Annotated in this window: 27 protein-coding genes; 13 read left to right on the top strand and 14 right to left on the bottom strand. The window is 50.2% G+C overall.

Features of this window, described 5'->3' with window-relative positions; genetic code table 11:
- Positions 1–61 precede the first annotated feature (61 nt).
- On the top strand, positions 62–1,357 hold the full coding sequence (locus tag M979_RS04365) for a rhodanese-like domain-containing protein (RefSeq protein ID WP_064553885.1): 1,296 nt from the start codon (positions 62–64) through the stop codon (positions 1,355–1,357).
- A gap of 76 nt (positions 1,358–1,433) precedes the next feature.
- Here M979_RS04365 and M979_RS04360 read toward each other — a convergent pair whose 3' ends face one another.
- Both M979_RS04360 and M979_RS04355 read right to left on the bottom strand, forming a co-directional pair.
- The gene (locus M979_RS04360) at positions 1,434–2,054 is read right to left on the bottom strand and encodes a CDP-alcohol phosphatidyltransferase family protein (protein WP_064553884.1); all 621 of its coding nucleotides are present in this window, start codon (positions 2,052–2,054) and stop codon (positions 1,434–1,436) included.
- A complete protein-coding gene (locus tag M979_RS04355; protein WP_064553948.1) occupies positions 2,047–2,619 on the bottom strand; it encodes a carboxymuconolactone decarboxylase family protein in 573 nt (190 codons plus the stop codon). Before M979_RS04355 ends, M979_RS04360 begins: the two co-directional genes overlap by 8 nt.
- A gap of 79 nt (positions 2,620–2,698) precedes the next feature.
- On the opposite strand from M979_RS04355, the gene M979_RS04350 reads away from it, so the two are divergent.
- A complete protein-coding gene (locus tag M979_RS04350; protein ID WP_034456053.1) occupies positions 2,699–3,106 on the top strand; it encodes a pyrimidine (deoxy)nucleoside triphosphate diphosphatase in 408 nt (135 codons plus the stop codon).
- Here M979_RS04350 and M979_RS04345 read toward each other — a convergent pair.
- From M979_RS04345 to M979_RS04330, 4 genes are all read right to left on the bottom strand, one after another.
- Positions 3,072–3,353, bottom strand: coding sequence for a YnjH family protein (locus M979_RS04345; protein WP_064553883.1), 282 nt, complete (start codon positions 3,351–3,353; stop codon positions 3,072–3,074). The genes M979_RS04350 and M979_RS04345 overlap by 35 nt on opposite strands.
- The gene (locus M979_RS04340; RefSeq protein WP_064553882.1) at positions 3,280–5,268 is read right to left on the bottom strand and encodes a DNA topoisomerase III; all 1,989 of its coding nucleotides are present in this window, start codon (positions 5,266–5,268) and stop codon (positions 3,280–3,282) included. Before M979_RS04340 ends, M979_RS04345 begins: the two co-directional genes overlap by 74 nt.
- Before the next feature lie 4 nt (positions 5,269–5,272).
- Positions 5,273–6,316: a selenide, water dikinase SelD gene (selD, locus tag M979_RS04335; protein ID WP_064553881.1), complete on the bottom strand. Its 1,044-nt coding sequence runs from the start codon at positions 6,314–6,316 to the stop codon at positions 5,273–5,275.
- 118 nt (positions 6,317–6,434) lie between these two features.
- Entirely contained in the window at positions 6,435–6,986 is a 552-nt protein-coding gene (locus tag M979_RS04330) for an NAD(P)H nitroreductase (protein WP_034456058.1), read from the bottom strand.
- 159 nt (positions 6,987–7,145) lie between these two features.
- Between M979_RS04330 and sppA the strand changes: the two genes are divergently transcribed.
- The 4 genes from sppA to chiD all read left to right on the top strand — a co-directional run bounded on the left by sppA (position 7,146) and on the right by chiD (position 12,218).
- On the top strand, positions 7,146–8,996 hold the full coding sequence (gene sppA / locus M979_RS04325; protein WP_064553880.1) for a signal peptide peptidase SppA: 1,851 nt from the start codon (positions 7,146–7,148) through the stop codon (positions 8,994–8,996).
- Positions 8,997–9,089: 93 nt separating this feature from the next.
- Entirely contained in the window at positions 9,090–10,106 is a 1,017-nt protein-coding gene (gene ansA / locus M979_RS04320; RefSeq protein WP_034456060.1) for an asparaginase, read from the top strand.
- Between the two features lie 9 nt (positions 10,107–10,115).
- Entirely contained in the window at positions 10,116–10,745 is a 630-nt protein-coding gene (gene pncA, locus M979_RS04315) for a bifunctional nicotinamidase/pyrazinamidase (RefSeq protein WP_064553879.1), read from the top strand.
- Between the two features lie 201 nt (positions 10,746–10,946).
- On the top strand, positions 10,947–12,218 hold the full coding sequence (gene chiD, locus M979_RS04310; protein WP_064553878.1) for a chitinase ChiD: 1,272 nt from the start codon (positions 10,947–10,949) through the stop codon (positions 12,216–12,218).
- A gap of 49 nt (positions 12,219–12,267) precedes the next feature.
- Here chiD and M979_RS04305 read toward each other — a convergent pair whose 3' ends face one another.
- Positions 12,268–12,543, bottom strand: coding sequence for a YeaC family protein (locus M979_RS04305; protein WP_122974001.1), 276 nt, complete (start codon positions 12,541–12,543; stop codon positions 12,268–12,270).
- 42 nt (positions 12,544–12,585) lie between these two features.
- Positions 12,586–12,999, bottom strand: coding sequence for a peptide-methionine (R)-S-oxide reductase MsrB (gene msrB, locus M979_RS04300; protein WP_034456064.1), 414 nt, complete (start codon positions 12,997–12,999; stop codon positions 12,586–12,588).
- Positions 13,000–13,345: 346 nt separating this feature from the next.
- Between msrB and gapA the strand changes: the two genes are divergently transcribed.
- Positions 13,346–14,341: a glyceraldehyde-3-phosphate dehydrogenase gene (gapA, locus tag M979_RS04295; RefSeq protein WP_034456065.1), complete on the top strand. Its 996-nt coding sequence runs from the start codon at positions 13,346–13,348 to the stop codon at positions 14,339–14,341.
- A gap of 75 nt (positions 14,342–14,416) precedes the next feature.
- The gene (locus M979_RS04290) at positions 14,417–15,304 is read left to right on the top strand and encodes a D-hexose-6-phosphate mutarotase (RefSeq protein ID WP_064553877.1); all 888 of its coding nucleotides are present in this window, start codon (positions 14,417–14,419) and stop codon (positions 15,302–15,304) included.
- Here the strand turns inward: M979_RS04290 and M979_RS04285 are convergent.
- Both M979_RS04285 and M979_RS04280 read right to left on the bottom strand, forming a co-directional pair.
- Positions 15,301–16,152: an aldo/keto reductase gene (locus tag M979_RS04285; RefSeq protein WP_064553876.1), complete on the bottom strand. Its 852-nt coding sequence runs from the start codon at positions 16,150–16,152 to the stop codon at positions 15,301–15,303. The genes M979_RS04290 and M979_RS04285 overlap by 4 nt on opposite strands.
- A 78-nt stretch (positions 16,153–16,230) precedes the next feature.
- Complete coding sequence (locus M979_RS04280; RefSeq protein WP_064553875.1) at positions 16,231–16,980, bottom strand: MipA/OmpV family protein; 750 nt, start codon at positions 16,978–16,980, stop codon at positions 16,231–16,233.
- Positions 16,981–17,406: 426 nt separating this feature from the next.
- Between M979_RS04280 and yeaG the strand changes: the two genes are divergently transcribed.
- From yeaG to M979_RS04265, 3 genes are all read left to right on the top strand, one after another.
- Complete coding sequence (gene yeaG, locus M979_RS04275) at positions 17,407–19,341, top strand: protein kinase YeaG (protein WP_034456069.1); 1,935 nt, start codon at positions 17,407–17,409, stop codon at positions 19,339–19,341.
- 69 nt (positions 19,342–19,410) lie between these two features.
- Positions 19,411–20,694, top strand: a complete 1,284-nt coding sequence (locus M979_RS04270) for a YeaH/YhbH family protein (RefSeq protein ID WP_034456070.1) — start codon at positions 19,411–19,413, stop codon at positions 20,692–20,694.
- A 257-nt stretch (positions 20,695–20,951) separates the two neighbouring features.
- Positions 20,952–21,398 carry a DUF441 domain-containing protein gene (locus M979_RS04265; RefSeq protein ID WP_034457157.1) on the top strand — a complete coding sequence of 149 codons (447 nt, stop codon included), beginning with the start codon at positions 20,952–20,954 and terminating at the stop codon, positions 21,396–21,398.
- Positions 21,399–21,403: 5 nt separating this feature from the next.
- Here the strand turns inward: M979_RS04265 and M979_RS04260 are convergent, their stop codons facing one another.
- Positions 21,404–22,192, bottom strand: a complete 789-nt coding sequence (locus tag M979_RS04260) for an AraC family transcriptional regulator (protein ID WP_064553874.1) — start codon at positions 22,190–22,192, stop codon at positions 21,404–21,406.
- Between the two features lie 97 nt (positions 22,193–22,289).
- Here M979_RS04260 and M979_RS04255 point away from each other — a divergent pair, with 97 nt between their 5' ends.
- Positions 22,290–23,495 carry a CynX/NimT family MFS transporter gene (locus M979_RS04255; RefSeq protein WP_064553873.1) on the top strand — a complete coding sequence of 402 codons (1,206 nt, stop codon included), beginning with the start codon at positions 22,290–22,292 and terminating at the stop codon, positions 23,493–23,495.
- Here the strand turns inward: M979_RS04255 and M979_RS04250 are convergent, their stop codons facing one another.
- On the bottom strand, positions 23,496–24,203 hold the full coding sequence (locus M979_RS04250) for a CTP synthase C-terminal region-related (seleno)protein (protein WP_064553872.1): 708 nt from the start codon (positions 24,201–24,203) through the stop codon (positions 23,496–23,498). It abuts the gene before it with no gap.
- 154 nt (positions 24,204–24,357) lie between these two features.
- Here M979_RS04250 and M979_RS04245 point away from each other — a divergent pair, with 154 nt between their 5' ends.
- Positions 24,358–24,852 (top strand): 2-thiouracil desulfurase family protein, encoded by a 495-nt coding sequence (locus tag M979_RS04245; RefSeq protein WP_064553947.1) that lies wholly within the window; start codon positions 24,358–24,360, stop codon positions 24,850–24,852.
- 55 nt (positions 24,853–24,907) lie between these two features.
- Here the strand turns inward: M979_RS04245 and M979_RS04240 are convergent, their stop codons facing one another.
- Both M979_RS04240 and M979_RS04235 read right to left on the bottom strand, forming a co-directional pair.
- Entirely contained in the window at positions 24,908–25,213 is a 306-nt protein-coding gene (locus M979_RS04240) for a hypothetical protein (protein ID WP_064553871.1), read from the bottom strand.
- 178 nt (positions 25,214–25,391) lie between these two features.
- Positions 25,392–25,550, bottom strand: a complete 159-nt coding sequence (locus tag M979_RS04235; protein WP_034456077.1) for a YqaE/Pmp3 family membrane protein — start codon at positions 25,548–25,550, stop codon at positions 25,392–25,394.
- Between the last annotated feature and the right edge of the window lie 206 nt (positions 25,551–25,756).

Below are 25,756 nucleotides of genomic sequence, written 5' to 3'. Positions count from 1 at the left end.
ATAGCTGGCGTTATTCGGCAAGAATAGCGGCTCTTTTTTTCTCTTCTTTTCAGGTTATAAGATGAAACGTGTTTCTCAACTAACCGCCGCCTTGATGTTATCCGGGTTGGCGCATATGGCTATCGCTGCTGGTCAACCTTCTCAGATGACTTTCTCCAATCTTCAGGCACAAAAAGGGATGGTTATTGATACACGTCCAAGTGCCTTTTATAACGGCTGGCCGCAAACCGTTCACGGTGTGGGTGGGCATGAACCTGCTGCACTGAATTTATCGGCCAGTTGGTTAGGCATGATGAACGATGAACAACTGCAACTGTGGGCAAAACAACACAGCATCGCGCCAGATAGCCTGATTGCGCTGTATGGTCAAAGCGCTGAAACCAAAGCGGTTAAAGAGCGCCTGACGAGCCTTGGCTACACCCATATCGCGCTGCTCTCAGATGCGCTGCAACAGCCTGCGCGCTTGCAGAAAATGGCGCACTTCGAGCAACTCGTTTACCCGCAATGGTTACATAACCTGATGCAGAATAAGCCTGTCGCGGCGCAACCTGCAGGCGAAGTGAAAATTATCGAAGCCGCCTGGGGCGCGCCTAAGCAGTATTTGCTGAGCCATATTCCAGGTGCTGATTACATCGATACCAACGATATCGAAAGCGAGCCGTTGTGGAATAAAGTGTCCGACGACAAGCTCAAGGCGCTGTTAGCCAAACACGGCATTCGCCATGATACCACGGTGGTGATGTACGGCCGTGATGTCTACGCTGCGGCACGTGTCGCGCAAATTCTGTTGTATGCAGGTGTGAAAGATGTGCGTTTGCTCGATGGCGGCTGGCAGAGTTGGTCTGATGCCAAATTGCCTGTGGAACGCGGTTTACCGGGTGACGTTAAACCTGCGGCAGACTTTGGTGCACCTTTCCCAGGCCAGCCACAGCTGATGCTTGATACAGAACAGGCTCGCGGGCTGCTCGGGCGTAAAGATGCCTCTTTGGTGAGTATTCGTTCATGGCCTGAATTTATCGGCACTACCAGCGGTTATAGCTACATTAAGCCAAAAGGCGAAATTGCCGGGGCGCGCTGGGGCCATGCAGGTTCAGACTCCACCCATATGGAAGATTTCCATAACCCAGACGGCACCATGCGTTCAGCTGACGACATCGCAGCAATGTGGAAAAGCTGGAACATCACGCCGGATCAGCACGTCGCGTTTTATTGCGGCACCGGCTGGCGCGCCTCTGAAACCTTCATGTATGCCCGCGCGATGGGTTGGCAGAATGTGGGTGTATACGACGGTGGCTGGTATGAGTGGAGCAGCAATCCGAAGAACCCGGTTGTGACGGGTGAACGTAAACCGGATTAAGCATTGCGATTAACGGTGGATGGCGCTGTCGCTTATCCACCGTACAACTGACAGTATGCAGAAAAGGTGGATGACGCTAGCGCTTATCCACCCGTCTTAAAGTCTCATACCCACTCCACACCCGCGTAAATGTTGTCATCATGCATAGCGCACCAAACACCCACGCAAACCAGACAAACCACTGTGGAAACAGGCAGCTCAACACAAATAATGCGATAGTCTCCGTGCCTTCGGTCAACCCACCGAGATAGTAAAATGATTTATGTGCATAGCCGGGGTTATCAAGCTGGTGTTTTTGCGCGACGGCAGCAAAAGCCAGGAAACTGCTGCCGGTGCCGATAAAGGCAAACAGCAACCACGCGCCTGCGAGTGCATTGTGCGCGGGATCTGCAAGAATAAAACCAAACGGCACCAGCGCGTAAAACAAGAAATCCAGCGCAATATCCAGAAAACCGCCCGCATCCGTCAGCCCCCTCCGCCTTGCCAGTGCGCCATCTAATCCATCGAACAGGCGATTCAGGACGATGGCAACGAGCGCTGCGCCATACCATTGCAGCGCCAGAAATGGCAAAGCGAGCACGCCGATGGCGAAGCCGAGCAGGGTTAGTCCATCTGGTGAAATGCCTGGTTTATCCAGCGCGCTTGCCACGCGCTCAAGCGTCGGTTTTATACGCGGATGAAGGTAGCTATCAAACATGGGGCTGTTTCCCGGTAGCACTTACGCACAGCCCTTGCGCCGGAATATCCAGTGCGGCATTAAAGCGTGCAGACAGGTTTTGAAAAGCAATGAGCGCGGTTAATTCAGTAATGGTTTTCTCATCGTAATGCGTTTTCAGTTCGGCTTTTAGCGCATCACTGATTTGCGGAGGTGTTGCAGTCATTGCGTCAGCATAGGCCAATGCGGCCTGCTCTTTGGCTGAAAACAATGCTTCTTCACGCCAGTTAGCTACAGCCAGCACTTTGTCCATCGAACCGCTACGTTCAGCCAGCCGTAAGTTATTGGCATCAATACAAAACTCACAACAGCATTGCTGGGAAACACGGGTCATCACCAGCGAGCGCACCACCGGGTCGATACCAGCACGGCGTCTTTCCAGAAAACCGACAAACAGCGCGACCAGCCAGAATAAATAAGGGAAACGCCCCCACCAGCGGGTGGGATTGAGCACCGAACCGAAGTGCTTTTCCTGCATTGAGATTATAGGCCGCAAACTGGCAGGCAATTTTTTAAGCGGTGTCACCCATGGAGAGCTGTTTTTAATCATAATTCGGGAAGATCTTCAGATAATCTTTGGTGGCGCGTATTATGCCACGCCCTTAGACAAAGAACGGATTGGTATCATGAAAACCATTGATGTTGTTGCCGCAATTATCGAGCAGCACGGTAAAATTTTGCTTGCTCGTCGCCCGGAAAGCGGTGACCAGGCGGGTTTGTGGGAGTTTCCTGGCGGCAAGGTAGATAACGGTGAATCGCAGCCGCAAGCCCTGGCACGGGAACTGAAAGAAGAGTTAATGATAGAAGCGTTAGTGGGCGATTACATTGCCAGCCATAAACGTGAAGTTTCGGGGCGGATTATTCATCTTCATGCCTGGCATGTGGCGGAATTTAGTGGCGAAATGAAAGCACTGTGCCACAGCGAGCTGGCCTGGTGTTTACCTGCCGAGGCATTTGGTTACGATCTCGCCCCGGCAGATATTCCGTTACTTGAAGCGTTTATGTCTTTACGCGACGCCAGACTAAAGGGTTAGTGCTCAGCGTTTTTTCATCACGCTGGCATTGCAGCAAAACGCCACCATCAGCTTTCACCACCGCACCTTCCGAGTAATTTTGATCCTGATAAATGCAGCATTGGTTACAGGGTGCAGCGCGCTGTCCCTGACTGCTGAACACTTCCGGCGGCACCGAGATATCTACCTGTGGATCAAGACGCTGCGCCATCACTGGCAGAGTCACCATCAGCGCTACGGCGGCGGCGAGCAGGCTTCTTAGTTGCATCATCACTACCCTCTTTTTTCGTCCATTGCTTACGCGGTTTTTTCTGCTCGTCAGGCGCTTTAACGCCTTTGAAAGCATGATGAACCGGCTTGGTCCGAGCCTGGTGAATCAGGTCATACAGCGTTTGAACCAACGGCTGCATGAAGTCCTGATATCGACATTGCTTTTCGCTGATTTGCGTCAGCGTTGACTCCCACTGAGCCGTCATATCCGGTCTTGCCGCAAGCTCTGGCAACGAATGGATCAACGCTCGTCCGGCATCCGATGAATGTATATAGCGCCCTTTTTTTACCAGGAACGTTCGCTTAAACAATAGCTCAATGATCCCGGCACGCGTCGCTTCAGTGCCCAGTCCGTCCGTTGCGCGTAGGATCTTCTTCAGATCTTTATCCTGCACAAAACGCGCGATTCCGGTCATCGCTGAGAGCAGCGTGGCATCGGTGAAATGGCGCGGCGGCTGAGTTTGACGCTCAACTACCTCACCTTTTTCGCACAATAGCTCATCGCCTTTAGCGACCACCGGCAGCGGTGTACCGTCGTTCTCTTCATCACGCTCTTTGCTGCCAAGCAGTGTGCGCCAGCCTGCTTCGGCCAGAAAACGGGCTTTAGCGTTAAATTTACCGCCGGCAATATCGAGATCGATGGTGCATTTACGGAACACCGCGTCGGGGCAGAACTGCATTAAGTATTGTCGGGCGACGAGGTTGTAAACTTTAGCTTCATTTTCAGAAAGCGAGATCTTTGAGCTACGCGCCGTAGGGATAATCGCGTGGTGCGCATCAACTTTCTTATCGTCCCAGCAACGGTTACGCAGATCGGTATTCACCGCAGGCTGCGGCAGCAAATCCGGCTGATGAACGCTAATCGCATTCAGCACTGCATGGCGACCCGCAAAATGTTCTTCCGGCAGGTAACGACAATCCGAACGCGGGTAAGTAATGAGTTTGTGCGTTTCATACAATTTTTGGCAGATATCCAGCACGTTCTGCGCACTTAGACCAAAACGTTTTGCCGCCTCGATTTGCAGACTGGAGAGCGAGAACGGCAACGGGGCGATTTCTGATTCCCGTTTATCATTATAGGCCGTGACGACTGCCGGCTGCCCGCCGATACGGTTAACCACATGTTCAGCCAGCGGGCGATGTAGCAAACGTCCTTCTTCATCCTGATACGGCTCGCAAGACTCGCTAGGGATCCAGGTTGCCACAAAGCGTTCATCCGCAGGTGTGACGATATGCGCTTTGACTTCAAAGAAATCTTTGGCGATGAAATTCTCAATCTCTTCATCGCGACGCACCACCAACCCAAGCACTGGCGTTTGCACACGTCCAACCGAAAGCACGCCCTGATAACCGGCGTTACGGCCAAGAATAGTGTAAGCGCGAGTCATGTTGATACCGTAAAGCCAGTCGGCACGGGCTCGTGCAAGTGCCGAAACACACAACGGTATAAACTCGCTGTTGGATCGCAGACGACTGATAGCACGTTCAACGGCTTGCGGGTTGAGGTCGTTTATCAGGCAGCGTTGAACCTGCTGGCGCTTTGCCGGAGCAAGCTCCAGATAGTCGAGAACCTCATCGACCAGCAACTGCCCTTCACGATCCGGGTCACCCGCATGAACCACTTCGTCAGCCTGGACGAGTAGTTTTTTGATGGCATTAAGCTGTTTAGTGACCGACGGACGCGGCTGCAACTGCCATTTTTCCGGCACAATCGGCAAATCGGCAAGGTTCCAGCGCGCGTAGCGCGCATCGTATGCATCTGGCTGAGCCTGTTCCAGCAAGTGACCGATACACCAGGTCACAACCTGCCCGTTTCCACACTCAATGAACCCGTCACCCCGGCGATGGGGTTTTGGAAGCACATCAGCAATAGCACGAGCAAGGCTGGGTTTTTCGGCAATGAACAGACGCATCCGATTAACGAATCTCAATCATCGGGCGACCGGCGCGAGCTTCTTTTAGCTCACCAATAGCCGTCAGTTTGATGCCATTTTTTTCGGCAACGGCGGCAACCGCCGCTTCCGCGTTGGCTTCAACAGCTAACAGCAAGCCGCCGGAAGTTTGTGGGTCGCACAGTAGATCACGCTGCGCCTGGGTCATTTCGCCCATCAGATAACCGTAGCTTGCGAAGTTGCGCGAAGTCCCACCAGGAACACAGCCCTGGGCGATATAGCTTTCAACTTCAGGTAATTTTGGCACTTTATCAAACCACACTTCGGCCTGAACGCCCGCACCCTGGCACATTTCGCTGAGGTGACCGAGCAGGCCAAAACCAGTGACATCCGTCATGGCGGTGACACCTTCGATGTCGGCAAATTCCGCACCCGGTTTATTCAGCTGGCACATCACTTGCGCCGCAAGACCGTAGTGCTCAGGTTTTAGCAGGGATTTCTTCTCAGCTGTGGTCAGCACACCAATACCAAGCGGCTTGGTGAGGAACAGTTTGCAACCGGCGGTAGCTGAGCTGTTTTTCTTAACGCGATCGGTTGGTACGATCCCGGTAACCGCAAGGCCAAAGATAGGCTCTGGCGCATCGATGGAGTGACCGCCTGCCAGGGAAATGCCCGCCTGTTGGCAAACAAAACGCCCGCCTTCAATTACTTTGCGGGCAATTTCTGGTGCAAGGGTGTTAATCGGCCAGCCGAGAATAGCGATAGCCATAATCGGTTTGCCGCCCATCGCGTAAATGTCGCTAATCGCGTTGGTGGCAGCAATACGCCCAAAGTCGAACGGATCGTCGACAATCGGCATAAAGAAGTCGGTGGTGCTGATGACACAAGTGCCGTTGCCCAAATCATAAACTGCCGCGTCATCACTGGTTTCATTTCCTACCAGCAAGTTAGGATCGACAAATTTAGCCTGCTCAGAGTGCAGAATAGTTTGCAGGACTTTCGGGGAAATTTTGCAGCCGCAACCAGCTCCGTGGCTGTACTGCGTCAAACGAACGGTTTGCTCACTCATGGACTACTCCTGTCATTGGCAATCACTCTATGGTAACCGTTCAGCAGGATAGTGGTAAGACTGCATGTCTGAATTGCGCCATTCCTGGTCACAATCCAGACAGCTTTTGCCTGTTTGCTTAGAAATTGCGCACAAACGGAGTGATGTCCGGGATGTTGACCGTAGTGGAGGCTTTGAGTTGTGGCGTTCCCAGATATAAGAAACCAACGACTTCATCTTGCTCACGGCAATGAAGTGCTTTGCGCACGGCTTCACTTTCCGTCCAGATGCCGGTGCGCCAGATGCCGTTGTAGCCCTGAGCAACCGCTGCCATTTGCATTGCCATTACCGCACAACCTGCAGAAACAACCTGTTCCCAGACCGGAACTTTATGATTGTCATCACAATGTGCAACGACCGCTATAATCATAGGAGCACGGAACGGAGCGGTACGCGCTTTTTCTATGCCCTTTTCGTCTTGCTCTTCAGCAATTGCAGCTTCTTCCATGACCTTACTGAAACGCTCACGCCCTTCGCCTTCAATGACAATGAAGCGCCATGGTTGCAAGGTTCCATGATCAGGCGCACGCATTCCGGCACGAATAATATTTTCCAGTGATTCACCTGCTGGTGCAGGCTCCGCCAGGCGGGAAGCGCTGCGACGGTTAAGAAGTAGTTCAAGTGCATCCATTTGATAACTCCTGCAATGAAATTTAGCGCCGAAATTAACACAGCCGTAGATTTTGTTACAGCACGGGGCAGATTTCCTACTGACTTTTGCCCTGGGGGTATTTAGGATAGCGTTCACTAAAGCTGTTATATGCAGCTTGCCAGATATTACGGAGAATACATGCGCACCATCGGGCGATTTGTTGCCGGTTTTTTTAAGTGGACCTGGCGTCTGCTTAACTTTATTCGAGAATTTATTCTTAACCTATTTTTAGTGTTGTTGGTGCTGGTTGGCGTAGGGATCTGGATGCAGATTAACAGCGCGCCAGCAGAACCTGCACGCGGTGCGTTGTTGCTTGATATCACCGGCGTGGTGGTCGATAAGCCTTCGGTCAGCAATAAATTGGGCGTGATTGGCCGCCAGTTGCTTGGCGCAAGCTCAGATCGCCTGCAGGAAAACTCATTGTTTGATGTGGTCGATACCATTCGACAAGCAAAAGATGACCGCAACATCACCGGCATTGTGCTCGATTTAAAAGAGTTTGCCGGTGGCGACCAGCCTTCCATGCAATATATCGGCAAAGCACTGCGTGAATTCCGCGACAGCGGGAAACCGGTTTATGCCGTGGGCGACAGCTACAACCAGGGGCAATATTACCTGGCAAGTTTTGCCAATAAAATTTGGCTCTCACCGCAAGGCGTGGTGGATCTTCACGGCTTTGCTACCAACTCGCTCTATTACAAAACGCTGCTCGATAAGCTGAAAGTTTCCACGCATATCTTCCGCGTCGGGACTTATAAATCTGCCGTTGAGCCGTTTATTCGTGATGATATGTCTCCGGCTGCGCGTGAAGCAGATAGCCGCTGGATTGGCGAGCTGTGGCAAAACTATCTCACCACCATTGCAGCTAACCGCCAGATTACCGCACAGCAAGTGTTCCCGGGGGCGCAGGGTCTGCTTGATAACCTGCAAAAACTTGGGGGCGACACCGCGAAATATGCCCTGGATAACAAATTGGTTGATGAACTTGCCAGCAGCGCCGCTGTTGATAAAGCGATGGTTAAGCAGTTTGGCTGGAATAAAGAGAACAAAGATTTCAGCTACACCAGCATGTATGACTACGTAGTAAAAAAACCGTCTGATAAAGGTGACTCTATCGCGGTGATTATCGCCAATGGCGCGATTATGGATGGAGAGGAAACGCCAGGCCAGGTGGGTGGTGACACCACGGCAATGCAAATTCGCGAGGCGCGCCTTGACCCGAAAGTGAAAGCGATTGTTCTGCGCGTAAACAGCCCCGGCGGCAGCGTGACGGCATCAGAAGTCATTCGTGATGAGCTGGAAGCGGCACGCACTGCGGGTAAACCGATTGTAGTTTCAATGGGCGGTATGGCGGCATCAGGCGGTTATTGGATTTCAACTCCAGCTAATTACATCGTGGCAAGCCCGAATACATTGACCGGCTCAATTGGCATCTTTGGCGTCATAAACACTGTTGAAAACAGCCTCGATTCCATTGGCGTTCATACAGATGGAGTGGCGACCTCACCATTAGCCGATGTTGCGGTGACAAAATCACTGCCACCGGAAGTTCAACAGATGATGCAGTTGACCATCGAGAACGGCTATAAGCGCTTTGTGAACCTGGTTGCGGATTCCCGTAAGAAAACCCCGGAACAAATCGATGCTATCGCTCAGGGCCATGTCTGGACAGGTCAGGATGCAAAAGCAAACGGCCTGGTTGACAGCCTGGGTGATTTCGATGATGCCGTTGCGAAAGCCGCTGAGCTTGCGAAACTTAAAAGCTGGCACCTGGTTTTCTGGCAAGATGAGCCAAGCATGCTTGATATGGTCTTCAACAGCGTGAGCGGCTCGGTACGTGCCATGTTGCCACAAGCATTACAGGCATATTTGCCAGCACCGCTGGCAGATGCGGCTTTGGCGGTAAAAGCGCAAAACGACAAGTTTGGCACAATGAATGACCCGCAAAACCGATATGCCTTCTGCCTCACCTGTGGTGATGTACGATAATCTTTAATCCAGCCCGGTATTTACCGGGCTGATTTTTTTGCCTCGTCGCCTTATACTGCGCCCATAACGTAAAAGCCAGCCCTGAGTTCACTCATGCAAAAGAAATCCATCTACGTTGCCTATACCGGCGGTACTATCGGTATGCAGCGTTCAGAACACGGTTACATTCCTGTTTCCGGCCACCTACAACGCCAGTTGGCTTTGATGCCAGAATTCCATCGCCAGGAAATGCCTGATTTCACAATTCACGAATATCAGCCGCTGATGGACTCCTCTGATATGACGCCAGAGGACTGGCAGCATATTGCTGATGACATTAAAGCCAATTACGACAAATACGACGGCTTTGTGATTCTGCATGGCACCGACACCATGGCGTTTACCGCCTCGGCGCTCTCTTTCATGCTGGAAAACCTTAGCAAACCGGTCATTGTTACTGGTTCGCAGATTCCGCTGGCTGAGCTGCGTTCTGATGGGCAGATTAACCTGCTTAACTCTTTGTACATCGCAGCCAATTTCCCGATTAACGAAGTCACTCTATTCTTCAATAATCGTTTGTATCGCGGTAACCGCACGACCAAGGCACATGCCGACGGTTTTGATGCCTTTGCCTCGCCAAATCTTGCACCGCTGCTTGAAGCGGGTATCCACATTCGCCGCCTGAATACGCCCGCCGCACCACACAGCGAAGGTGAGTTGATTGTTCACCCGATTACGCCACAGCCGATTGGCGTGGTGACGATTTATCCGGGAATTTCAGCAGACGTTGTCGGCAACTTTTTACGTCAACCGGTTAAGGCATTAATCCTGCGTTCTTACGGTGTGGGGAACGCCCCGCAGCATGGCGCATTCCTCAGAGAGTTACAGGAAGCCTGTTCACGCGGCATTATCGTTGTGAACCTGACGCAATGTATGTCCGGTAAAGTCAATATGGGCGGCTACGCAACGGGTAATGCTCTGGCTCAGGCAGGCGTAGTTAGCGGCTATGATATGACTGTAGAAGCGACATTAACTAAGCTTCACTATTTGCTCAGCCAGAATCTGGATGTGCAGGCCATTCGCGAGGCCATGACGCGCAACTTGCGTGGTGAACTCACCCCAGACGAGTAAGGAGACACCATGAAGCGTGCTTTGTTGATGGTTGATATACAGAATGATTTTTGTGCCGGTGGCGCCCTTGCTGTCCCTGATGGGGATAGCATTGTTGATGTGGCGAATGCGCTGATGAGTTTTTGCAAAACGCGTGGGGATGCCGTTGTTGCCACACAAGACTGGCATCCAGCTAATCACGGAAGCTTTGCCAGCGTGCAAAAAACCGAGCCTTATACCCAGGGTAAACTCGACGGTTTGAGACAAACCTGGTGGCCTGATCACTGCGTACAACACAGCGAAGGCGCAGAACTCCACCCTTTGCTGAATACTCAGGAGATCGACGCTATTTTTCGCAAAGGCGAAAATACTCAAATTGATAGCTATAGTGGCTTTTTCGATAATGGGCATCGCCAGAAGACGGAGCTCGATAGCTGGCTATTTCGTAATGAGATCAAACAGATCGTTGTTATGGGTTTAGCAACCGATTATTGCGTGAAGTTCACAGTACTCGACGCTCTGACATTGGGTTATGACGTGATAGTGATTACCGATGGTTGCCGGGGCGTGAACCTTCATCCTCAGGACAGTCTGAAGGCATTCCAGACCATGTCAGCGGCAGGTGCCACTTTAATGACGTTTGCTGATTTTACTTACTAATTTTCCCCCAGGGCGCAATTGCGCCCTTCCCCTTTCTCGATTCCGCTCTCATTCCTGGCTTTTTTAGATAGCTGATTTTTGAGAGCGCTCTCATAATGACTTTGCTTATTAATGCAGCATGTTAGCTGTATTTTTTTACCTTCCGTCCCCCGGGTTACGGCTGGTTTTTATTGTTATGACTCGTCAAAGAGGAACTACCCTATGGTCTTCACGCGTAAACTGCTGCCGTTGCTCGCAGTAATACAAATCGCCTGTGCCGGTGTGGCTCAGGCAAGCTCTTATCTCTCCGTCGGTTACTTTAATGGAGGCGGTGATGTTACCGCCGGGCCTGGTGGCGATATCAACAAACTCGATGTGCGCCAGATAACCCACCTCAATTACTCATTTGGTCTGATTTACAACGACGAGAAAGACGAAACCAATCCGGCGCTGAAAGATGCCTCAAAATTGCACCAGATTTGGTTATCACCAAAAGTGATGTCCGACCTTGAGAAGATCCCGGAGTTGCGTAAACAGAATCCCTCACTGAAAGTTTTGCTGTCTGTAGGTGGTTGGGGTGCTCGTGGCTTTTCAGGAGCTGCGGCAACACCTGAAAACCGCGCTGTGTTTATCCGCTCAGTACAGGATGTGATTCAACGCTACGGACTCGATGGTATCGATTTGGATTGGGAATACCCGGTGAATGGCGCATGGGGGTTAGTGGCAAGTCTTCCTGAAGACCGCGCTAATTTCACTGCCTTGCTAAACGAACTGCGCACCGCTTTGGGTAAAGAAAAATTACTGACCATCGCTGTGGGCGCTAACGTGAAAAGCCCAACGGAATGGGTCGATGTGAAGGCCATTGCACCAGCGCTGGATTACATCAACCTGATGACCTACGACATGGCGTATGGCACTCAGTACTTTAACGCTAATCTGTATGATTCGAAGACCTGGCCAACCGTGGCTGCGGCTGATAACTACAACGTTAATTTCGTGGTCGATAATTATATCAAAGCGGGGCTTAAGCCGGCACAGATGAACCTCGGTATCGGCTTCTACGGCCGTATCCCTAAACGCGCAACCGAACCGGGTATTGACTGGGATAAACCAGACGCTGCTAAAAATCCGGTCACACAACCGTACTTTGGTGATACAGAAAAAGCGTTGTTTATGTCTTTAGGTGTTGATCTAACCAAAGACAGTTATATGAAATACAACGATATTGTCAGCAAGATGCTTAACGATCCGCAGAAACGCTTTACCGAAAACTGGGATGATGACGCGCATGTGCCTTATCTGACCATCAAGTCAGCCGAAGGTAAGCCGCTGTTCGCTATTTCTTATGAGAACCCGCGTTCTGTAGCAATTAAAGCGGAGTACATCAAAGCGAAAGGCCTGGGTGGCGCAATGTTCTGGGAGTATGGCGCGGATGATAATAACCAACTGGCGAAAGAGCTAGCCAAAGATTTGGGCATTAAAACGGAGCATTAATTTTCAAAATCAAACTGGGCGGCAATTGTGCCACCCAGTTTTTTTGAGTTTACAGCTTCACGGTCATAATTGGCGCAGGCTCAATGCCGAATTCAGCTTTAAGTTGCTGCTTACTCTTCATCACGATGTTGCCGTCAGTGCCGATGGTCATATGCTGCGGATCGGTGTTATGACGCGTCTGCCACATCATCACTAATTGCAAACTGTTCTCTTTTTGATCGGGCGTCAGTGCCACACCGTCTGGCCATTTCCCCAGCTCAACGGCAGTCACCAGGCGTTGATAAACTTCCGGTGTCATTGCTTCTAACATCTCGTCCAGATTCATCATGAGGCAAGTTCCTGTGGAATAATTTGCTGAATCGATTTTTCAACCTTCGATTTGCTCGCCGTTTTTATCATCGGTGAAGTTTAACGAGGCTGAATTCACGCAGTAACGCTCACCTGTTGGCTGCGGGCCATCCGGGAAAACATGGCCTAAGTGGGCTTCACAATTGCCGCAACGGATTTCAATCCGCTCCATACCGTGTGAGAAGTCCTTGATGTAATGGATAGCGCTGTCGCTTACGGGTTCATAGAAGCTAGGCCAGCCGCAGCCTGAGTCATACTTAGACTCTGACATAAACAACGGTGCGTCGCAGACCAGGCAATGATACACCCCTTCCCGTTTGTTATGCAGTAGACGCCCGGAAAACGGTGGCTCAGTGCCATGCTTCTGGGTGACATAAAACTGCATTTCAGAAAGGTTTTTTTTCGATAAATCAGGAGGTAATTGGTTAGCCATATGCGTACATCTCGGGCAGTGGGTACTGTAACTGATAACAGCATGATTCTAACAAAAAATTAACAACGCCGTGCTGTTTTTTGTTCTAAACTTAGCCCTGAATTTCAGGCGCAGCGTCAATTGTGATCGCCGTCACATTCTTGTTGGAATGGTCCTTTAAAATTCCTCGCATCGTCCCCATATGGCTAAAGAGCCAAAAGGGAAGCGCGAGGCGGTTCAGTCGTTCAAATGATGTCCATAGGATTGATTTGTCGCAATGATTGACACGATTCCGCTTGACGCTGAGTAAGGTTTTTGTAATTTTACAGGCAACCTTTTATTCACTAACAAATAGCTGGTGGAATATATGACTATCAAAGTAGGTATCAACGGTTTTGGCCGTATCGGCCGTATTGTTTTCCGTGCTGCTCAGGAACGTTCTGACATCGAGATCGTTGCAATCAACGACCTGTTAGACGCTGAATACATGGCTTACATGCTGAAGTACGACTCAACTCACGGTCGTTTCAACGGCACTGTAGAAGTCAAAGACGGCCACCTGGTTGTTAACGGCAAAACTATCCGTGTTACCGCAGAACGTGACCCGGCTAACCTGAAGTGGAACGAAGTCAACGTAGACGTTGTTGCTGAAGCAACTGGTCTGTTCCTGACTGACGAAACCGCTCGTAAGCACATCACTGCTGGCGCTAAAAAGGTTGTTCTGACTGGTCCTTCTAAAGATAGCACTCCTATGTTCGTTAAAGGTGCTAACTTCGAGAAATATGCTGGCCAGGATATCGTTTCTAACGCATCTTGCACCACTAACTGCTTGGCTCCACTGGCTAAAGTTATCAACGACAACTTCGGTATCGTTGAAGGCCTGATGACCACTGTTCACGCAACTACCGCTACTCAGAAAACTGTTGATGGCCCGTCTCACAAAGACTGGCGCGGCGGCCGCGGCGCAGCTCAGAACATCATCCCTTCTTCTACCGGTGCTGCTAAAGCTGTAGGCGTTGTACTGCCAGAGCTGAACGGTAAAATCACTGGTATGGCGTTCCGCGTTCCAACTCCAAACGTGTCTGTAGTTGACCTGACCGTTCGTCTGGAAAAAGCTGCGTCTTACGAAGAAATCAAGAAAGCAATCAAAGCGGCTTCTGAAGGCCCAATGAAAGGCGTTCTGGGTTACACCGAAGACGACGTTGTATCTACTGATTTCAACGGCGAAATCTGTACTTCTGTGTTCGATGCTAAAGCTGGTATCGCACTGAACGACAACTTTGTGAAACTGGTTTCCTGGTACGACAACGAAACTGGCTACTCAAACAAAGTACTGGACCTGATCGCTCACATCTCCAAATAAGTTGAGATGAGCAATTAGTCCTGAAGGCGACCCATGCGGTCGCCTTTTTTTTGGCTTCGATTGATAGGTGAGTCAATGATTAACAAAATTTTTGCCCTTCCAGTAATTGAACAAATCACTCCTTCTATTTCACGCCGTCAGATTGATGAGCTGGAAGTTATCGTGGTTGAACATCCACAAGCACGTGGTGCTGTGACTTTGCAAGGCGCACACCTGTTGTCATGGAAACCAGCTGGCGAAGAAGAAGTGCTTTGGCTGAGCGGCAATACTCCGTTCAAACACGGTACCGCTATTCGTGGCGGCGTGCCAATCTGCTGGCCATGGTTTGGACCAGGTGCACAAGCAGACCTGCCAGCACACGGTTTTGCCCGCAACCTGCCATGGGCTCTGACTGCGCATAACGAAGATGAAAGCGGTGTTTCCCTGACCTTCGAATTGCAAAGCAGCGATGTTTCCCGCAAATACTGGCCGCATGATTTTACCCTGTACGCACGTTACAAACTGGGTAAAACCTGTGAGATGGAACTGGAAGCGCACGGTGAATTTGAAGTTAACTCCGCCCTGCACACTTATTTCAACGTTGGCGATATTGCTGATGTGAAAGTGAGCGGTCTGGGTAAACGTTATATCGATAAAGTGTTGAATGCGACTGAAGGCCAGTTAACCGACGGTGTCCAGACCTTCCCTGATCGCACAGACCGTGTTTACCTGGAACCAGAAGAGTGCAGCGTTATTCATGACGCGAGCCTTAACCGCACCATTGACGTTGTTCACCACCACCATGTCAATGTGGTTGGCTGGAACCCAGGCCCGGCACTCTCTGCTTCTATGGCAGATATGCCAGACGATGGTTACAAAACTTTCGTGTGTGTTGAAACCGCATGTGCGAGTGCAACGCAGAAAGCGACAGCTGATAAACCGGCTCGTTTAGCAACAACTGTGCGTGTAGCGAAAAAAGCTTAAACCATATCTAAAGGCGTTTTACGGCCCGGTGCCGGGAACGCCTTTTCCATCAGCGCTATTTCTTCCTGACTCAAAGTAACTTCAAGTGCCGCCGCATTTTCTTTCACATGCGCCACACTCCCCGCTTTCGGAATTGCCATCACACCATCGTGATGAATGACCCACGCCAGTAATAACTGTGCAACAGTCACACCTTTACGGTTTGCCAACTCATTGAGTGCCGGATCATTCATCAACCCACGACGCAAACGCCCCGCCTGTGCTAAAGGGCAATAAGCCATAACAGGTATCTTTTGCTGTTGGCACCAGGGCAGTAAATCATGTTCGATCCCACGAGATGCAAGATGGTAAAGCACCTGGTTGGTAGCACATCCACGCCCACCAGCCTCACGCCATAACTCTTGCATATCTGCATAGTCAAAATTAGAAACACCCCAACGGCGAATTTTGCCTTGCTGTATGAGCTGCTGCATGACCTTGAGGGTATCTTGCAGCGGAATATCACCACGCCAGTGCAGTAAATAGAGGTCGAGATAATCTGTTTTTAGCCGTTTCAGGCTCGCCTCGCAGGCGGCAATTGCATGCTGCCCTGCGGCGTTCCACGGATACACTTTTGAGACGAGGAAAACCTCATCTCGTCTGCCGCTAATAGCTTCACCCACCACCTTTTCCGCGCCACCATCGGCATACATTTCAGCGGTATCGATGAGCGTCAACCCAAGGTCGATGCCCGCGCGTAGTGCATTGGCTTCTTCTGTGCGTTGCGCAGGCTTTTCACCCATATACCAGGTGCCTTGCCCAATTGCCGGTAAAGGTTGTGATTGAGGAAAGAGAATTTGTTTCGCCATGACATCCTCCTTAAATAGTTGCACCAACATAATGCAAACGGGGCGCAAGCGCCCCGTAGAAGTGCATGAGTTGCACCATCAGAAACTATAGGTCACACCGGTCATCAATACACCGGTCCACTCTTTATCGACCATCGGGCTATCGGTGACTTCATTTGCCAGACGCACATAACGGCCCAGTCCGAATACGCTCCAGTCCTGAGTTAATTTGTAGTTAACGGACAGCTCAACATACGGCGACCAGCTGCTTTCAGCTTCGTAAGAGCTCAGGCCACTGCGGCTGGACTCTTTCTTACTCACACCATAGTAATAATCATTTTGATTATCACTGCTCCACTGCACCCCAATCCCTGGCGTCAGAGTCAATTTGTCGCTGTTGTAGCGATACAACCACGCAGTATCCCAGGTAATGCCATTACTGTTGTCCAGGGTATCACCTGCCAGCACGGTGCGCAGGAAACCATAATCGGTGTAATGAACATAGGAAAGCCCTGCCATTAACGTCGCTTTGCGGTTATCCAGCTTGCGCATGCTGTCAGAGTCACTGTCTTTCGCACGGAAGAATAACGGCGAATAGTAAGCGGTGACGGAGAGCTTATCGGTCTTGTCGTTCCACAGGTAGTAACCTGCGTTGATGCCACGCAGGTAGAAACTATCCCCTTCATAACCCACCATCGGAACCGGATACACCCGGTCCTGGTCGCCTTTGTAAGGATTCGGGGTGACCAATGCAGCAGCCCCTAAAGACCATGGGCCATCTGCTGCCTGTGCAGCAGAAAAAGATGAGGCAATCAACGCCCCTAATGCAAGAATTTTGAATTTGCTCACAATCCATTCAGTCCTTTAATCAAATAATCAGCGACGAGAGTGTAACCTCTCTCGCTTAGCACCCCAAGTTTTTTACTTATTCGAAATCTCAAACCAATTGACTAACATCCCTCACACAGGTTTCACCTTCTTTTCACTTTTATGAACGTCATGTGATGCGAGTCCCTTCCCTTTACAACAAAAGGAGAAATAAATGGATGAGTTATTGATATGTCATTGAAATTGGCTTGCAGCCGTATGCAAGTTTTGCAAATGCCATCTACGCTTTATTTTAGGAAGATGAAATACGCTGAACGCAGCAATAAAACTGCCACTAACGAAGTTGGCATAAGGGTTGCTCAAGATTCAGGAGACGTCTTCCGGGAGCCCCCATTACTATTACCCTCGGCTCTCTAACCTGTGCTAAAAACGAAAGGACGGCATGCCATGAATATATTCGATCACTATCGCCAGCGTTATGAAGCTGCCAAGGACGAAGAGTTCACACTGCAGGAGTTTCTTGCTGTATGTAAGCAAGATCGCAGTGCCTATGCTAACGCGGCAGAAAGGCTATTGATGGCCATTGGTGAGCCAGTGATGGTGGATACTGCCACTGAGCCACGGCTATCCCGTCTCTTTTCGAACCGGGTGATCTCCCGTTATCCAGCGTTTGAAGAGTTCTATGGCATGGAAGAAGCCATTGAGCAGATTGTTGCCTATCTCAAACACGCGGCCCAGGGTCTGGAAGAGAAGAAACAGATCCTCTATTTACTGGGGCCGGTGGGCGGCGGTAAATCTTCACTCGCTGAACGCCTGAAAGCGTTGATGCAGCGCGTGCCTATTTACACGCTGAGTGCCAACGGTGAACGCAGCCCGGTGAATGACCACCCGCTGTGCCTGTTCAACCCACAGGAAGATGCCTCTATTCTTGAAAAAGAGTACGGCGTCCCGACCCGCTACCTCGGCACGATTATGTCTCCATGGGCGGCAAAACGTCTGCATGAGTTTGGCGGCGACATTACAAAATTCCGCGTCGTTAAAGTGTGGCCGTCAATTCTGGCACAAATCGCGATTGCCAAAACTGAACCGGGTGACGAGAACAACCAGGATATCTCGGCGCTGGTCGGTAAAGTGGATATTCGCAAACTGGAAAACCACGCGCAAAACGATCCCGATGCCTATGGCTATTCCGGTGCGCTGTGCCGTGCAAATCAGGGCATCATGGAATTCGTTGAGATGTTTAAAGCGCCAATTAAAGTGCTCCACCCGTTGCTCACCGCAACCCAGGAGGGGAACTATAACGGGACCGAAGGCATCTCCGCCCTGCCGTTTAACGGTATTATTCTGGCGCACTCCAACGAATCTGAGTGGGTGACGTTCCGTAACAACAAAAACAATGAGGCGTTCCTTGACCGTGTTTACATCGTCAAAGTGCCTTATTGCCTGCGTATTTCCGAAGAAATTAAGATCTACGAAAAACTGTTGACCCACAGTGAATTGCTGCACGCGCCTTGCGCCCCTGGCACCCTGGAAACGCTGTCTCGATTCTCGATTCTGTCACGTTTGAAAGATCCGGAAAACTCCAGCATTTACTCCAAAATGAGGGTTTATGACGGTGAAAGTCTGAAAGATACCGACCCGAAAGCGAAATCCTACCAGGAGTATCGTGATTACGCCGGTGTAGACGAAGGCATGAACGGGCTCTCCACACGTTTTGCGTTCAAAATTTTGTCGCGCGTGTTCAACTTCGACCACGTCGAAGTGGCGGCGAACCCGGTGCACTTGTTCTACGTGCTGGAGCAACAGATCGAGCGTGAGCAGTTCCCGCAGGATGTGGCAGAGAAATATCTGGAGCACTTAAAAGGCTATCTGATCCCTAAATACGCCGAATTTATCGGTAAAGAGATTCAGACGGCGTACCTCGAATCCTACTCAGAGTATGGGCAAAACATTTTCGACCGTTATGTAACCTACGCTGACTTCTGGATTCAGGATCAGGAATACCGCGATCCGGACACCGGCCAGCTGTTTGACCGCGAATCTCTTAATGCGGAACTGGAAAAAATTGAAAAACCTGCGGGCATCAGCAATCCGAAAGATTTCCGTAATGAAATCGTGAATTTCGTCTTGCGTGCCCGAGCCAATAATAATGGTCGTAACCCTAACTGGACCAGCTACGAGAAGCTGCGCACGGTTATCGAGAAGAAAATGTTCTCGAACACCGAAGAGTTGCTACCCGTTATCTCGTTCAATGCCAAAACCTCGACCGACGAGCAGAAGAAACACGATGACTTTGTCGATCGTATGATGGAGAAAGGCTATACCCGCAAACAAGTCCGTCTGCTGTGCGAATGGTATCTGCGGGTGCGCAAATCTTCATAACGTCTAAGTCAAAATGGGTGCCACAACCGTGGCACCTCTGCGCAGTTGGCAAAGAAGTTTGGGGGAAATATGGCCTATTTTATTGACAGGCGACTGAACGGCAAAAACAAAAGCGCTGTGAATCGCCAACGCTTTTTGCGCCGTTATAAAGCACAGATTAAACAGTCGATTTCCGAGGCCATCAACAAGCGTTCGGTAACCGACGTGGACAGCGGCGAATCCGTCTCTATCCCTAGTGAAGATATCAGCGAACCGATGTTTCATCAGGGGCGTGGTGGGCTACGCCATCGTGTTCACCCGGGTAACGATCACTTTGTACAGAACGACCGTATCGAGCGCCCGCAAGGTGGTGGCGGTGGTTCAGGTGGTGGCCAGGGCCAGGCAAGCCAGGACGGTGAAGGCCAGGATGAGTTCGTCTTTCAAATCTCTAAAGATGAATATCTCGACTTATTGTTTGAAGACCTGGCATTGCCGAATCTGAAAAAGAATCAGCATCGCCAGATAACCGAGTTTAAATCACACCGTGCGGGTTACACCTCGAATGGTGTGCCGGCGAATATCAGCGTTGTCCGTTCGTTGCAAAACTCGCTGGCTCGCCGCACTGCGATGACTGCTGGAAAACGGCGTCAATTACATGAGCTTGAAGACAGCCTTGAAACGGTGAGCAACAGCGAACCTGCTCAGTTGCTTGAAGAAGAACGCTTGCGCAAAGAGATTGCCGAACTGCGCGAGAAAATAGCCCGCGTACCGTTTATCGACACCTTCGATTTACGCTACAAAAACTACGAAAAACGCCCTGAGCCTTCAAGCCAGGCGGTAATGTTCTGTTTGATGGACGTTTCTGGTTCGATGGATCAGGCCACCAAAGATATGGCGAAACGCTTTTATATTTTGCTCTATCTGTTCCTGAGTCGAACCTATAAAAACGTGGAAGTGGTTTATATACGCCACCACACTCAGGCCAAAGAAGTGGATGAGCATGAGTTCTTTTACTCGCAGGAAACGGGCGGCACAATTGTCTCAAGCGCCCTGAAACTGATGGATGAAGTGATGAAGGAGCGCTACGATCCTGCACTGTGGAATATTTACGCCGCACAAGCTTCTGATGGCGATAACTGGGCCGATGATTCGCCGTTGTGCCATGAATTACTGGCGAAGAAATTACTGCCAATGGTGCGTTATTACAGCTATATCGAAATTACGCGCCGCGCCCACCAAACCTTGTGGCGCGAATATGAGGATTTACAATCCACGTTTGATAACTTCGCGATGCAGCATATTCGCGACCAGGACGATATCTACCCTGTATTCCGTGAGCTTTTCCAAAAGCAGGCGAGTAAAAGTTACAGCTAACCCCAAAATCAGCCAGTCCTATACTGGCTGATTTTCTTTATATCCCACAAATAAAGTCCTTTAATTTTTTATATTCCTCAGCAAAGACGTAACCTGCTAAAAATCTGCAATATCAGTAAACATCATGCATTTGCACAAAAAAATAGGGAATCACTTAAAAAGGCTGACGCGGCTATCCACCTGCGCGTAGAGTGGTTAATAACAATAAAAACCGTTTTCTCTTTTTATACTCGCCCTACTTCGCAAGGAACAAAATGATTTTCGACTCCACGCTATTAATCCTGCTGGCTCTCGCCGGGCTTGGGTTTGTTAGCCATAACACCACCGTTGCGGTATCAATTCTGGTACTGATTATTGTCCGCGTAACCCCTTTAAGTCATTTCTTCCCGTGGATTGAAAAACAGGGCCTGACAGTGGGGATAATTATTCTGACTATCGGTGTAATGGCCCCGATCGCCAGCGGCACTCTACCCGCAAGCACCCTTTTGCACTCTTTCACCAACTGGAAATCGCTGGTTGCTATCATTGTGGGGGTGTTTGTTTCATGGCTTGGCGGGCGTGGCGTTACGCTTATGAGCAGTCAGCCAAGTTTAGTGGCGGGCCTTTTAGTCGGCACTGTTCTTGGCGTAGCGCTATTTCGCGGTGTACCAGTCGGGCCGCTTATCGCTGCCGGACTGGTTTCATTGGTCATCGGGAAACAGTAATAGCTCTACTGCGGTTCCAGTGATGCAAGATAACGCCCTGGCGTGTTACCAAGCGCTTTCTTAAACATTGTGATAAATGCATTGGTCGAGTCATACCCGAGTTCACTCGCCACCTGTTGCACAGACGAACCGCTAATTAAGAGCCGGATTGCGATGATTAATTGCAACTGTTGCCGCCAACGCCGAAAACTAAGACCTGTCTCCTTCACCACCAGACGGGCCAGATTACGCTCGCTCATCGCCAGGTGCGAAGCCCACTGCTGCAGGGTCTGGCGTTGCTGCGGATGCAGCGCCAACTGGTCAGCGATAAAGCGAATCTTCGGGTGCCCTGACATCGGCAAATGCAGCGGTTCTACCGCCTGGCGCGGCAATTCATCAAACAAAACCTGTACCAGTCTTTGAGTTGCAGGCTGCGATAAATCACCTTCATGTTGCTCAGTCAGATGCAGTATAAGCTCGCGAACCAACGGTGAAATTCTCAGGGTGCAGCATTGAGTTGGCATCTCTACCGCCCCAGGTTCAATAAACAGAAAACAAAGACGTGCATTAGCCGTGGCCCGGTTACTGTGAGGCATTTCTCCAGGGATCCAGACCGCGTGTTGAGTTGGCACCATCCACAACGCCTGCTCAACTTCACAGGTAATCCCACCGTGCAAAGCCAGAATCAACTGCCCTTTTCTATGCTGGTGGAAGGCTATTTCGTTCTCACTTTCTGACACCAGAATCCGAAATGCCTGCGCAGGATGGCAATTACTATCAGGGTCGAATCCTTCGAGGGCTAAACCGCGCTCCATAACCTTGTCCGAATTTAGGGATAAACTGGCATTTTACGTTGATTTCATCCATTCCTAAAGCGTGTATCTTGAACGCTTCGTATTAAGGAATATTTTTATGACGTCAATTTCTTCCACAAGCATGAAAAAACACGGCTTGTTGCTGCTCGGCATTTTAATGATTGCCACAACACTTCGCGTTACGTTTACCGGCGCGGCACCGTTGCTGGATATGATTCGCGATACTTTTGGGCTGACTACGGCACAAACAGGCATCCTTACCACTCTCCCACTATTAGCGTTTGCGATAGTTTCTCCACTCGCTGCTGGTATTGCCCGTCGCTTTGGAATCGAACGCAGCCTTTTTGCAGCGATGCTGATTATCTGCGGAGGGATCGCGCTGCGTTCTGCGGGAAACACCGCATTCTTGTATGTTGGCACAGCGATTATCGGTTGCGGTATTGCGATGGGTAATGTGCTATTACCCGGCCTGATTAAACGTGACTTCCCAGGCCAGGTCGCACGCCTGACTGGCGCGTATTCTCTAACAATGGGTGTTGCTGCGGCTATTGGCTCAATGTTTGTCGTCCCCATTGCTCAGCACGGCTACGGTTGGCCTGGCGCACTAATGGCGCTGATGATCTTTCCAATCGTTGCACTGCTGATTTGGTTACCACAGCTATCCAATCACACCACATCAACCCTGAGTACGAGCAAAGCGCTACATAGCCGTGGCATCTGGAGCTCGACTCTTGCCTGGCAAGTCACGCTATTTTTGGGAATTAACTCATTAATTTATTACGTGGTGATTGGCTGGCTGCCTTCAATACTCATCAGCCACGGTTATAGCGAAGCACAAGCAGGCTCCCTGCACGGACTAATGCAGCTTGCAACCGCAGCACCAGGTTTGCTGGTTGGCATGATCTTGAGTCGCCTGAAAGATCAACGAGGGATCGCAATTCTTATGGCATTACTCTGCGCCGTCAGCTGCATCGGCTTGCTGTATGTACCAGGCCTCGCCAGCATCTGGGTGGTGATATTTGGCTTTGGCTCCGGCGCAACGATGATTTTAGGCCTGACGTTTATCGGCTTACGAGCGAATAGCGCACACCAGGCGGCGGCACTCTCCGGCATGGCGCAATGCGTTGGGTATTTATTGGCTGCATTCGGGCCACCAGTAATGGGAAAAATACACGACCTTTCTGGCCAATGGAGCCTTCCTTTGTTGGGATGCGCGATCCTTGCGTGCGTGATGGCGGTATTTGGCGGTTTCGCCGGGCGTGATGCGGAGATCAGCCCAGCGCGTTCTCATCACTCCTCCTGATTAACGCTGCGCCGCCATGAGCAAAGCCTCAACCAGTGGCGCAGGTTTATCCTTCAGGGCATTACGCTCATGCTGGAAAAGCGTACCGACGAAGAAAGGATGCCCCCTTAACTCAACGACACGAATATCACCTCGTTCATCCCACCCGGTGGCGTGTAGTTCAGACAGGCTTAGCTGTTCGGCAAAATTTTCAGCTATCCCATAATTACAATGGTAGCTTTCCTCAATTCGCGCCCTGCCATACGCTTTAGCAATTATTGAGTTGGCTTCGAGTTCTATACCGTCGGATTTCTCCACCAGCGAACAGATGAGTGGCGCAATAACCAAGCGGCCCTGGCTTTCAGTTTCCGCATGACCAGCATCTTCCCAGCCCATTACGTTTCGCGCGTATTCGATAATTGCATGCTGGAATCCACCACAGGTTCCAAGGAACGGAATCTGGTTCTCACGGGCAAAACGGATGGACAAAAAAGCCCCCTCTTCATTCCGATAAGGGCTGGCTGGAACGCACCAGATGGCGTCATACCCCACCAGGTCTTCCGAACTCGTGACTTCTGGTGTTGGCAACCAATCGTAGTCAACGGTAACGCCAACATATTCAGCAGCATTATCTAAAGCAAGAGGAATAGCCTGATGTGCAATGACCGCAGGGTTATAGTCACCAACCAGCGCAATGCGAAGAGTTTGTTTCAAAGGCAATGGGGGCATTTAATTGATTATCCTTATGTTTAGTAACTTCTGCCACATAAGGAATGATAGAGTATGCCGTTACCTTCTGCCTTGCAACGCCCAAAATTAGCAGGGTGGCGTCGGCACTGCACACTGTAGTACCGTGCATCTTTCCATACATTTACGTGATGCCATGAAAACAAAAATACTGGTTAGTGCCTGTCTGATGGGCTTTAAAGTTCGCTATAACGGGCAAGCCAAACCACTGCTTGCCCGCGTGTTAGAACACTGGCATCAAGAGCAACGATTGGTTATTCATTGCCCTGAATTAGCAGCAGGGCTTACAACACCGCGCCTACCCGCAGAACTGGTGGGGGGTGATGGTTTTACGGCTCTGATGGAGAATGCAAAAATCCAGGAGAGTGATGGTACGGACGTAAGTCAAAGCTATCTCCTGGCTGCATGGCTTGCGTTAAAAACAGCACAAGAATCAGGATGCAGACTAGCATTGATGACCGACGGTAGCCCAACATGCGGTAGTCAGAAGATTTATGACGGAACTTTTCAGGGGATTACCCAACCGGGAGTCGGAGTGGCGGCCGCATTACTGCGACAAAATGGTATCGAAGTTTACGCCGAAAGCGAACTTCCCGCGTTGATTGCTCGAATTGAAGAATTAGAAGGTTAAAATAAAACCAATGATGGCAACCGCGTTTTAACTGCCACCTGTCGCCATCATCCAATCAAAATACTGCCAGTTCTTCATCAAGCTCTGGCAATAATGTCTTATCAAGCGGCATCAGGTATTCTGCCCGCACAAAGGTATAACCTTCGCGCCCATCAAAAGCCACTACATTGCCAGTCACCAGCCACAATGGATGAGTTGCATCACGTGGAAGTTGCGTCATCACTCCCGTCACCGGATTTATAAAGCTCTCACCAGGCTCACACAGTCCAAAAAGCTCGACTGATTTACCCACGTTTACGCGCCCGGCTGCAGTACGGGAACCAATAATCATTGCCAGCATTCCCTGTTTTAGTTGAAACATAAAGCGACTCTATAGCTCGTTAAAAATTGGCTATATCAGAACATTCCTAGATTAAAATGTAAACAGGCCGCTTTCACCCAATGAAAGGGAATGATGTAAAGAGGCTGTGCCGGTGGCGTGTAGCGCAACCTGAACCGTTGCAAAACTCGCAATAAACCAACAAGCCTGTTTTATTTTATTAATCGCGGGTTTGCACCCAAAACGCATGGATTACGCCTGGAATATAACCTAATAAAGTCAGGACAATATTTAAAAGAAACGCCCAGCCGAACCCCTTGCCTAACAAAACGCCCAACGGGGGTAAAATAATCGTAAAAACAATACGCCAAAAGCCCATAAAAAAACTCCAGTTATTAATGCTATCTACAATCAAATAAGTATATTTCACTACCAGCATAGTCGACTGAGCGTAAACCAACCGAGGGTGTATCGTTAATTAATGTAAATAACAGATATGCACATACAAATATTATGTGATTGATTACCTGGATAAAAAGAAGGGATTTTATGGATTACAAATAACAAAAAACCCGCACATGGCGC

The sequence above is a fragment of the Buttiauxella noackiae ATCC 51607 genome (genome assembly GCF_001654865.1).
GTDB classification, from domain to species: domain Bacteria; phylum Pseudomonadota; class Gammaproteobacteria; order Enterobacterales; family Enterobacteriaceae; genus Buttiauxella; species Buttiauxella noackiae.
Note: the sequence above shows the minus strand (reverse complement) of the source record. Positions and strands in the feature narration are given on the sequence as shown.